This window comes from Bulleidia sp. HCP3S3_C9 (genome assembly GCF_052064035.1).
Lineage (GTDB): Bacteria > Bacillota_I > Bacilli_A > Erysipelotrichales > Erysipelotrichaceae > Bulleidia.
In genome coordinates, this window is sequence record NZ_JBQHWJ010000008.1 from 35193 (window position 1) to 44921 (window position 9729).

The 9729-nt window shown below is 34.7% G+C and carries 11 protein-coding genes; 4 read left to right on the plus strand and 7 right to left on the minus strand.

The window, feature by feature from the left end; all coding sequences use genetic code 11:
- Positions 1–7 precede the first annotated feature (7 nt).
- Positions 8–778 carry a ChbG/HpnK family deacetylase gene (locus ACTND6_RS02915; protein WP_441021894.1) on the minus strand — a complete coding sequence of 257 codons (771 nt, stop codon included), beginning with the start codon at positions 776–778 and terminating at the stop codon, positions 8–10.
- A gap of 105 nt (positions 779–883) precedes the next feature.
- Between ACTND6_RS02915 and ACTND6_RS02920 the strand changes: the two genes are divergently transcribed.
- Positions 884–1813 (plus strand): D-2-hydroxyacid dehydrogenase, encoded by a 930-nt coding sequence (locus tag ACTND6_RS02920; RefSeq protein WP_441021896.1) that lies wholly within the window; start codon positions 884–886, stop codon positions 1811–1813.
- Between the two features lie 16 nt (positions 1814–1829).
- On the opposite strand, the gene ACTND6_RS02925 is transcribed toward ACTND6_RS02920, so the two are convergent.
- Entirely contained in the window at positions 1830–2672 is an 843-nt protein-coding gene (locus ACTND6_RS02925) for an N-acetylglucosamine kinase (RefSeq protein ID WP_441021898.1), read from the minus strand.
- Positions 2673–3368 carry a MupG family TIM beta-alpha barrel fold protein gene (locus tag ACTND6_RS02930; RefSeq protein ID WP_441021900.1) on the minus strand — a complete coding sequence of 232 codons (696 nt, stop codon included), beginning with the start codon at positions 3366–3368 and terminating at the stop codon, positions 2673–2675. It lies immediately after the preceding gene.
- Positions 3369–3476: 108 nt separating this feature from the next.
- Between ACTND6_RS02930 and ACTND6_RS02935 the strand changes: the two genes are divergently transcribed.
- Together ACTND6_RS02935 and ACTND6_RS02940 are read left to right on the plus strand one after the other, a co-directional pair.
- On the plus strand, positions 3477–4904 hold the full coding sequence (locus ACTND6_RS02935; protein WP_441021901.1) for a GGDEF domain-containing protein: 1428 nt from the start codon (positions 3477–3479) through the stop codon (positions 4902–4904).
- A 220-nt stretch (positions 4905–5124) separates the two neighbouring features.
- Positions 5125–5496, plus strand: a complete 372-nt coding sequence (locus ACTND6_RS02940) for a hypothetical protein (RefSeq protein ID WP_441021902.1) — start codon at positions 5125–5127, stop codon at positions 5494–5496.
- A gap of 127 nt (positions 5497–5623) precedes the next feature.
- Here ACTND6_RS02940 and ACTND6_RS02945 read toward each other — a convergent pair whose 3' ends face one another.
- The 4 genes from ACTND6_RS02945 to ACTND6_RS02960 are packed head-to-tail and all read right to left on the minus strand — an operon-like array spanning position 5624 to position 8828.
- Positions 5624–5923, minus strand: a complete 300-nt coding sequence (locus ACTND6_RS02945; RefSeq protein ID WP_441021904.1) for a hypothetical protein — start codon at positions 5921–5923, stop codon at positions 5624–5626.
- A gap of 1 nt (position 5924) precedes the next feature.
- The gene (gene anmK / locus ACTND6_RS02950) at positions 5925–7073 is read right to left on the minus strand and encodes an anhydro-N-acetylmuramic acid kinase AnmK (protein ID WP_441021906.1); all 1149 of its coding nucleotides are present in this window, start codon (positions 7071–7073) and stop codon (positions 5925–5927) included.
- Positions 7070–7981, minus strand: a complete 912-nt coding sequence (murQ, locus tag ACTND6_RS02955; protein ID WP_441021908.1) for an N-acetylmuramic acid 6-phosphate etherase — start codon at positions 7979–7981, stop codon at positions 7070–7072. Before murQ ends, anmK begins: the two co-directional genes overlap by 4 nt.
- Before the next feature lie 13 nt (positions 7982–7994).
- On the minus strand, positions 7995–8828 hold the full coding sequence (locus ACTND6_RS02960) for a MurR/RpiR family transcriptional regulator (RefSeq protein WP_441021910.1): 834 nt from the start codon (positions 8826–8828) through the stop codon (positions 7995–7997).
- Between the two features lie 719 nt (positions 8829–9547).
- Here ACTND6_RS02960 and ACTND6_RS02965 point away from each other — a divergent pair.
- Positions 9548–9729: helix-turn-helix domain-containing protein (locus ACTND6_RS02965; RefSeq protein ID WP_441021912.1), on the plus strand; the 182-nt coding region annotated here is incomplete at its 3' end.

The following is a 9729-nucleotide window of genomic DNA, read 5'->3' on the forward strand; positions in this document are numbered from 1 at the left end:
GATGAATTTATAGATTCACAATATCCTTATAAGAAACAAGAGTTACTTCATTCTCCTGCAGCCATTTCTTGACTTCTTCATTTTTTAACATTGCCGTTTCTTTTTCACGATTCACAGTTAAAGAAGAATGCATTTCAAGGTACGCATCCACATATCCTGGATGTGTAACAAATACATTTACAACAGAAGGGTCTGCATTCTTGACTGCTTCCTGCAGTGTCAGAAATGGATCATATTCCTGTTCCATAGAACGCATCCTGCATTGTCTGATTTTAATACCACAGAATGTACCATATTCATCCATAGGGGAAAGATTAGAATATGGTAGATGGTTTCTTTCAGACACGATTTCTAACGCTTCTGAAAGATGATTTGAAGCAAATGCATGTGCTTCAAAATAATCAGGATCTTCTCCTGTCATTTCTTTAAATCTACGATACTGTGCTTCAATTTCAAGAATAGCATCATCTAATGAAATTAAATCCACACCATCTTTGAATGCATTTCTGAATTGTGAACTTGATTTGAATTCTCCATTTTCATTCACAAGACTTGGAATATCTTTTGGATCGCAGCAAGGAACACCTAAACAAAGATTTGTATGTTGTCCAACACAAACATCCTGATCCTTCACCATTTGAAAGCCATTTACTGCTTCTATCATATTCGGCATCAATCCAACACTTTTTACAAGCCCAGCTTCTACACTATCTCGAATTCCACGATTCACACCATCGCAATATCCAATATCATCTGCACGTATTAATAGTTTTATCATAAATATTTCATATTCCTTTTCTGATAATATATTACAATTTCAACTTCAGAAAATCATCTTTCAAAGAAAAGATTGATGTTATAATGCACCAGAGGTAACTATACTATGAAAGCTTTATTTTTAACACCAATCGAAGAAAACAAGAAACAACAATTTTTAGATACAGGAATTGAATGTATTTTCAAAGAAAAAAAATCCGTCACAAAAGAAGATTTCAAAGACATTGACATTGTTTTTGGAAATCCAGATTTAGACATGATCAAAGATACTTCTGTGCAGTGGATCCAGCTAGATTCCGCTGGTGCAAATGCATATTGCTCAATTTCTGATTCCATTGTGTTAACAAACGCAAAAGGAGCATACAACGAAGCCATCAGTGAACACATGCTTGCTTGCACACTTGCGGTATACAAAAACCTGTTTACATATGAAAAAGTTGCCCAAAAACACGAATGGACCAACCTAGGCTCTGTCCCAACAATTTTGCAACTCAAAGTATTATCCATCGGCATGGGAAATATTGGCTCTGCATACGCAAAACTCATGCATACACTAGGAGCCAGAGTATATGGTTTGACACGTACAAAACATGATTTACCAGACTATCTAGAAGACATTTATACATTCGATAAAATTGATGATGTATTAGCAGATAAAGATGTCATCGCACTCTCTCTTCCAGAAACAGAACAGACGAAGCATTTATTCAACTATGAAAGACTGCATCAAATCAAACAAGGTGCAATGATCATCAATGTTGGAAGAGGTTCTGCAATCGTCACAAAGGATCTTGTACGTATCATGAAAGAAAAGCATTTACGTGCTGCCTGCTTAGATGTTACAGAATATGAACCACTTCCTAAGAATATGGATCTTTGGAATGTTGAAAATGTATATATCACACCACATATTTCTGGTCGATTCAACGCACAGGCAAACTATGACAATGTCATTCATATTTTCCATAAAAACCTGTTACATTTCATCAACAAAGAACCATTAGAAAATATTGTTGATAAAACACAAGGATATTAAAAGACGCTATGTAACTTCATAACGTCTTTTCCTTTGCATATACATAAGCACCATATACAGGTTCATGTTGTGCAACTTCAAATGAATCCAGATATTTCTCTAGGCAAGACATAAATGCTTTGTTATGACACATACCGCCAGTAATCACAACGGGCATGTCTTCTCTAAACGAATTGATCATTTCCGCAACCTGTTTTGCCTGTTCTTCCAGTATCATCTGCACTTCTTCTAAAACACCATCTTTGTCACAAAGCGATGCACATTGCGCCACAAGCGTACGATTCACTTTCCCATCTTTCATGATTTTTCCAATCAATTCTGAAGGATCTTTTAAATCATACAAATGCATAACTTCCTGAAACAAGTGAGAAGGAATAGCTCTATGGTCTGCCTGCTTCACAAACAATCGCAGCATTTTCCTGCCAATTGCATATCCACTGCCTTCATCACCAAGAACATATCCCCAGCCTCCTCTTCTTTCTAAACAAGAGCCTTTTCTTTTCAATGCAATACTTCCTGTTCCAAGAATCACACAGATGCCATCTGCATCTTTAAGAGTTGATAGCATTGCCATTTCAATATCATTCAAAAGAACATATTTTCTATCTTTGCATACACTTGCCACAAGATCATGAATATGTTGTCTCATACTAGCATTTTTACCATAGCCAGCATACCCAAAAACAACAGGTGAACTCTCATCAATCAAACATTCCTGTAACGTTTTTATGATTGTCTCATCATCTGCATTCAATGGATGTGCACTTCCTGATACAACTTCCTTCACAACATTCCCAGCTTCATCAAATAAAACCGCTTTTGTCTTTGTACCACCAACGTCAATACCAATGACCATCATTTATTTCTCCACAAAACGAAATTTCTGCCAAGGTCGTAAATCATCCAGAAGAAACAATTCTTCTTCACGTACATGTCCAATAACATTTGTTAAACCAGTATTTTCCATGTCTGTTTTTGCTATCTGCACTTCACCTGCATAATGTCCATGTAGAGAGCTCTCAACCATGACATCTCCTCTTTTTATGATAGCAGAAGCATTGAAAATCGAAAATGTTTCAGAAGCATATTTCACACGTGTCTGTGTAGAACGAATCATATTTTCATTCATATCTCCACGATTCATCTGCAATTCATCAAATATAACTTTATGGAATAATTCCGGTAATGATTCTAAAGGATCCACTTCAAAAGTAACTAAAGAAAGATCAAGTTTCTTCAAACGTCTCATTTCTTCTTCAGATGGATAACAGTTTGAAATCAGAATATCATCAATCAAACCAATTTCAATCATATGTTTGATCTGTACATCTAATGGGAGATTTCTATGCATTTCTAATGTACATAATCCTTCTTTTGCAATCCAAGGTCCAAAACAGTCTTCAGATGTACATCCGGCAAATGCGGCTGTATGCAAACCATATTTTTTAAAATTCTGCGTACAGGAAATAAAATAATCCAAAGACAATCCAGTATAACGATGTGGATAAAAATTATGACAGCCAGTTAGATGATATGTATCTGGTTCATAATCCACAATTGTAATATAATTTCATAAGCTAAAAATCACTTTCATCATTTCAAATTCACATCAATTCAAAAAAGATTTATAACGAAACATGACGAATTACTATACAATTAAACTATGAAAAAGAAAAATCTGATTGGTTTAGCAATCGTTGTTACTGCAATAGCTTTGTTATTAGAAGCAGGCATTTTAAATTATGTAAACGAAAAAAATGCCTCTATGACTTCTCAAGTTTTGCTTGATCGTGTAATTTCTATTATTGATAAAAACGAAACCAGTGAAGCTCAGTTAATTGATTCATTAAAAGATGATTATATCGTTAGAGCAAAAGCTGTTTCTTACATTATTGATGCAAAATCAGAAGTAGAATACGATGTAGATGAATTACAGAAAATCGCAAAACTGATGTCTGTAGATGAAATTCATATCTTTAATGAAAAAGGTGTCATTTACAGTGGTTCAATTCCTAAATATTATGGATACTCTTTTGATTCCGGGGAGCAAATATCCTATTTTAAAGACATGTTAAAAGATAAGAATCTTTCTATGTGTCAGGATGTTACCCCAAATACATCTGAAGCTAAAGAAATGATGTACGCAATCACATGGGATGAATCTAAATCAAAGATGATCCAGGTAGGCATTTCACCAAAACGTCTTTTAAAAGAACTAAAACAAAACAAAATATCCAAAGTGGTTGCGAATATGCCAGTATACGATGGCATGGAACTAATTGTTGCAGATCATACCACCAATGTAATTGAAGGTGCAACAGATTCAGAAAAATTAGGTAAGACCTTGCATGAAATAGGTATTCATACACCTGCATTAACTGACACTCCTTTAGATATGTATGTAACAATCAATGGGAAAAATGAAAGATGCATGTTACGTCAACACGGCTCTTTCATTGTCGCAGTAACTATGGAAAATACCTTCTATCACGAAGAAAATACCATTGCCATTATTATCGTTGGTATTTATCTTGCAATCGCTTCTTGTTGTATGATCTTCCTTCTTTCTAAATTCATGAAAGAGAAATTTGAAAAAGAAAAATTACTATATACTTCCAATACTGATGAACTCACAAGGTGTTATAACAGACATGCATACGAAACAGATATGCATCAGCTTGATCTAAATCAAGAATGGATTTATTTATCTTTAGATCTCAATGGATTAAAACATGCCAATGATACATTAGGTCACGCTGCTGGAGATGAACTGATCAAAGCTGCTGCAGATTGTATGAAAGAAGTGTTTTACAAGTATGGCAAAGTTTATAGGGTAGGCGGAGATGAATTTGTGATTCTTTTAAGTAAACATGTCGAAGATTTTGATGCGCTTCTGCAAACATTTGAAGCAAACGTTAATCATTGGCATGGTGAACTTGTCGAATCCATGGGCATTTCGTATGGTGTTGTTTTCAACAGTGAAAAGAAATGGGAAAATGTAGAAGAAATTTCTAAAACTGCAGATGATAGAATGTATAAAAATAAATGGTTGTATTATCAGAAAAATGGCATAGACAGAAGACAAAGATAAAGAGCCCATTCAATTTCAAAACAATGACAAAAAGATCCATATAATCTGTCGCTCCAAAATCTGATGAGGTTTAGACATATTGTAAAATAACATGATGTTTCAAGATGTCATCATGAAATATCGACGTTCAAATATTTTGAGGTGCATTTTTATGCATCTTTTATTTGTGCACCGACACTTAATCGAACCTATCTCGCAAATTTTGTTCGATAAACTAGGCATGATTGAAAATTTTGGTACAGGAATTCCTAGAACAATTGAAAGTTATAAGAATTACGACGTGAAACCTGAATTTAAAGCAACAGAAAATTTCTTTTTTGTCACATTGCCAAACATAAACTATCTGAAAAACGAATCAACAACTGACCCAATAACTGACCCAATAAGTGATTTAGGACTAGAAATTATGAAAGCTTTAAAACTAAATCCTGGAATCAGCACGATAAAATTAACAGAATTAATTCAAGCAAATATGCCCTTCGTTAACAGAGACATGATAAAAAATGAGTTGAAAAGAAATTTGACTACTTATGTAGAACATCGTGGCTCTAATAAAGCTGGTGGATATTACTTAAAAAGCAAAAATAATTAAGTAATCGTCAAATAAATGCCATATAGATAAAGAATAACAGGATATGTACTATAGAAGTGTTCTTAATGAACAAATAGCATATATCCTGTTATTTTACATTTTAGTATTGTTCACATGGATTTTCTTATTAGAATTGAACGAAATACAGTACAACTGCACATGCTAGAAACAAGAGAAGAAATGTTTTTAAGAAATCTTTTCCCATTCCTCTCTTTGTATCTATAAAATAACGCGAATATGCTGTTGTCAGTGATAAAGAAAGACTCAAAGCAAGCAGTATACATATTTTGTTCCCATTAGAAAAATAAATTGTCAAAGCCGTAGCAAAAAATGTAACAAGCGTAATCAAAAAAGCACTTTTATAAGAAAATTTTGGAATATCATAATCAGTATCATTCCATTTCTGATTCTTTTCTAAACGATTCATTTCACTCAAACCTCCTGATGGCAGGCGTAATATTTCCTAGAATTACTTTTTCTTTTGCTCCTGTCGCACTTTTCATATTGGAATAATGTAAATGCAATGTTTCATTGCCCAGAAGAGCAAAACAAATAGCTTCTTTTGCATCACTGCTGAAACCAAGATCTTCCTGACACATCACTTTTGCATGATGCATATAATACTGTATCAGTTCTAGAAGAAAGTGATTATGTGCACCTCCACCCGATACAATCACTTCATCAACATTTCCATTTCCTTCTAAAAATTGATGAATATTTTCAGCAATTGACCAGGCAGTAAAATGTGTTAGCGTTGCAACGATATCTTTCCCATCTTCTTTATACTTTGCAAGTATTTTTTCCACTCTTTGTTTGCCAAACAATTCTCTTCCTGTACTTTTTGGAGGAATACTGCTGATATACGGTTCATTCTTTAATTCTTCAAAAAGTGAACCTACAATCTTCCCACTCCGTGCAGTTTCTCCATCCTTATCATATTCTTTCTGAAAGAAATGGCGCATTGCTTCATCAATCATCATATTTCCAGGTCCAGTATCAAAAGCAACGACATCTTCTTCTTTACACGCTTTATCAAGATACGTCACATTACTGATACCGCCAATATTCACGAGAACTCTACGCTTCGTATTACTTCTATATAAAAGATAATCTGCATAAGGAACAAGTGGAGCACCTTCTCCACCAGCTGCCATATCCATAGAGCGAAAATCAGAAATCACTCTACATCCAGTGATCCATGCTATAACTGCTGCCTCTCCCAGCTGCAACGTACTGCGAACAAGTCCATTACCACTTTCAGGAATATGATAAACTGTCTGTCCATGGGAACAGATTGCATCAATATCTTCACAACGAATTGCATTTTCATCCATAAACTGTTTTGTGGATTCTCCAAACCATGTCCCAAGTTCAAAATTCAATGAACAGATATCATCTGTATGTGCACCTTCTTTATTACATGCAAACTGAATCTTTTCTTTTAATTGCTTAGGCATCTTTACTTCTTTATACGCAAGCAATTGAACATTTGTTGAAGTATAAAAGCCATCAATTGAACAATACGCAATATCCAGACCATCTAAACTTGTTCCAGACATCAGCCCTATATATTTCATTTTGCTTTCTCCATTGTATGAACAATCGCATGATGTACATTTCCATTACATTGTGCCAGATTCTTTTCTGCCATACTCTTATCGCACTTGCCTTTTCCCATCAAAATGGCGATTTTAACATTTTTACCACTTGCTTCAAAAAGCTCTTCAGCTTCTTTTGCATCACAATGCACAGCTTCCGCAATAATACTCTTTGCGCGCACAACTAGCTTCTCATTTGTTGGCTGCACATCAACCATAAGGTTTTCAAATACTTTTCCATAATGAATCATGCATCCAGTAGAAATCATATTGCAGATCATCTTTTCAGCAGTACCCGCCTTCATTCTTGTAGAACCTGTAATCACTTCAGGACCTGTAATCACTTCCACTGTCGTTTCACAATGCAAAGAAACTTCACTATCACTCACACATGAAACACTAGCCGTATATGCACCAATAGATTTGGCATAATCCAGTCCACCAATTACATAAGGTGTTCTTCCACTTGCAGCAAGACCAATGACGGAATCATTTGCATTTAAATGCAGATTTTTAAGATCGTTTCTTCCCAAATCATAATCATCTTCTGCACCTTCTTTTGCCTTAAACATGGCACTTTGACCACCCGCAATCAAACCGACAACAAGATCACTACAAACGCCATACGTAGGAGGACATTCCGAAGCATCTAATACACCAAGTCTTCCACTTGTTCCTGCACCGATATAAATTAAACGGCCACCCTTTTTCATTCGTTCAGAGACTTTATCAATGATTTCTGCAATCTGTTCTTTCTTTTTTCCAACAGCTTCTGCTACTTTTGCATCTTCACGATTAATTTTTTCCACAATTTCTAATGAAGAACAATTGTCTATATCCATCGTATTGGCATTTCTTGTTTCTGTTTCCATTTTATCTAATTTCATAGCAATCCACCTCTTATAACTTTTCTGTCCACTTTCTCGTTTCTGCAAGATTCTTTTTATTTTCTTTCAGTTTCTTTGAAAAAAGAGAAAGATAGATCATATCACTGACAAATAAAGAACTGTCTCTACTTGCAATTGCTCCTGCTCTGACTGTATTTTCATGTACAGGAATACTGAAAACACAATCCGAGATTTTCGAAAGCGTTGTTTTTCCAAGTCGAGATACGCTGGCAACATACGCACCTTTTTCTTTCGCAATTTCAGCAGATTTCAAAACAGATTTTGTTTCTCCTGAATAACTCACCGCAAGCAGCACATCTCCCTTTTTCAAACTGCTGAGACAGGTAATATTTACTTGTTCATCAGGCGAATAAAATGTACGAATTCCAATACGTGTAAACTTCTGATAAATATCTTCACAAACAAGTCCACTGCCCCCAATTCCACAAAGATATATCGCAGAAGACGAAAGAATTTTCTCAACAAAATTCTCAACAGTCTCCTCATCGATTAGCTCTTTTGTTTTTTCCAGCGTATTCAATCGATGTGAATATGTTGCCGCAACAATATTTCTAACACTTTCTGACTGTGATAGCTCTTGTGTTAAGTCATCCACCTTTTTTTTACCTGAAACCAGCAAGTCCATTTTCAATGCTGGAAATCCACTATATCCAAGAGATCTTGAAAAACGAACGATCGTTGCTGCACTCACACCACACTTTTCCGCCAGATTTTTCACTGCACTTGTTTCAACTTCTTCTCTATGCACAAGAAAATAATCCGCAATTATTTTTTCACTTGTTGTTAATGATGCATAGACATCCTTTATTCTACTGTTTAAACTCATATCCCGTCCTTCTTGTTTTATTATATTTCACATTATGATGAAATGTAATTTCATTGCAATTGTTTTTACGATACTGGTAAACGAGATTTCATATATTAGGAATCACATATTTTCTAAATGAAATTACATACAATCGATATAACAATTTTATAATACATATACTTGTTTTACGAGAGATACACAAAAACAAAACGCATGCATACGCTTTGTCATTTTTTTAATCTCACTATAAAAACAAAAAACAATGACAGTTTGCATCCATTGTCATCGTTCAAAAAAAGATATAAAAAAACAAGACATCTTGCCTTGTGAATCTGTATATATCTCAGGGAAGAATCCCTGTTGTTGTTATATTTCGCAGGACTGAAGTCCTGATCGCCTTTATATATCACTCGATGAGTTTTCTCATCGATTTGATGTTATATATCACTTGCTCCTAAGAGCAATTTTTTGTTATATTTTCTCTCGTATATGCCTTGCAGTGATACGAGTTATTGCCTTTCAGCGAGTAAGAATATACCATTTTCAAAATCAGAAGTCAACACTTTTTTGAAAAAGTTTTTTCAACTTTAAATAAGGCTGAACTGAAAAGTTAAATTCCACTTTCGTATACACAGAATAGAATTTACTATTTCACCAACTTCCAGTTGATTTTACTCTTTCAGAATGTTTTATTTTTCTCAGCTGGATGTGTTGCCTCCCAGAAAGGAGATCATACCATGGCAACATCTAACAAGAATTTACATTTAACTGATGACGAACGCAGAATCATTCAACGCGGTATTGAAAACAATTCTTCTAAAAAGTCCATCGCAGATACGCTTGGCAAAGACAAATCTACAATTGGCAAGGAAATCAGGAATCATCGTACTCTCTCTTACAAATCAAAGTATCCTGTCGA

Bases quoted from the DNA above. Each gene is read 5' to 3' on its own strand.
- ACTND6_RS02915 (WP_441021894.1), bottom strand. From the start codon at position 778: ATGATAAAACTATTAATACGTGCAGATGATATTGGATATTGCGATGGT.
- ACTND6_RS02920 (WP_441021896.1), top strand. From the start codon at position 884: ATGAAAGCTTTATTTTTAACACCAATCGAAGAAAACAAGAAACAACAA.
- ACTND6_RS02925 (WP_441021898.1), bottom strand. From the start codon at position 2,672: ATGATGGTCATTGGTATTGACGTTGGTGGTACAAAGACAAAAGCGGTT.
- ACTND6_RS02935 (WP_441021901.1), top strand. From the start codon at position 3,477: ATGAAAAAGAAAAATCTGATTGGTTTAGCAATCGTTGTTACTGCAATA.
- ACTND6_RS02940 (WP_441021902.1), top strand. From the start codon at position 5,125: ATGATTGAAAATTTTGGTACAGGAATTCCTAGAACAATTGAAAGTTAT.
- ACTND6_RS02945 (WP_441021904.1), bottom strand. From the start codon at position 5,923: ATGAATCGTTTAGAAAAGAATCAGAAATGGAATGATACTGATTATGAT.
- anmK (WP_441021906.1), bottom strand. From the start codon at position 7,073: ATGAAATATATAGGGCTGATGTCTGGAACAAGTTTAGATGGTCTGGAT.
- murQ (WP_441021908.1), bottom strand. From the start codon at position 7,981: ATGAAATTAGATAAAATGGAAACAGAAACAAGAAATGCCAATACGATG.
- ACTND6_RS02960 (WP_441021910.1), bottom strand. From the start codon at position 8,828: ATGAGTTTAAACAGTAGAATAAAGGATGTCTATGCATCATTAACAACA.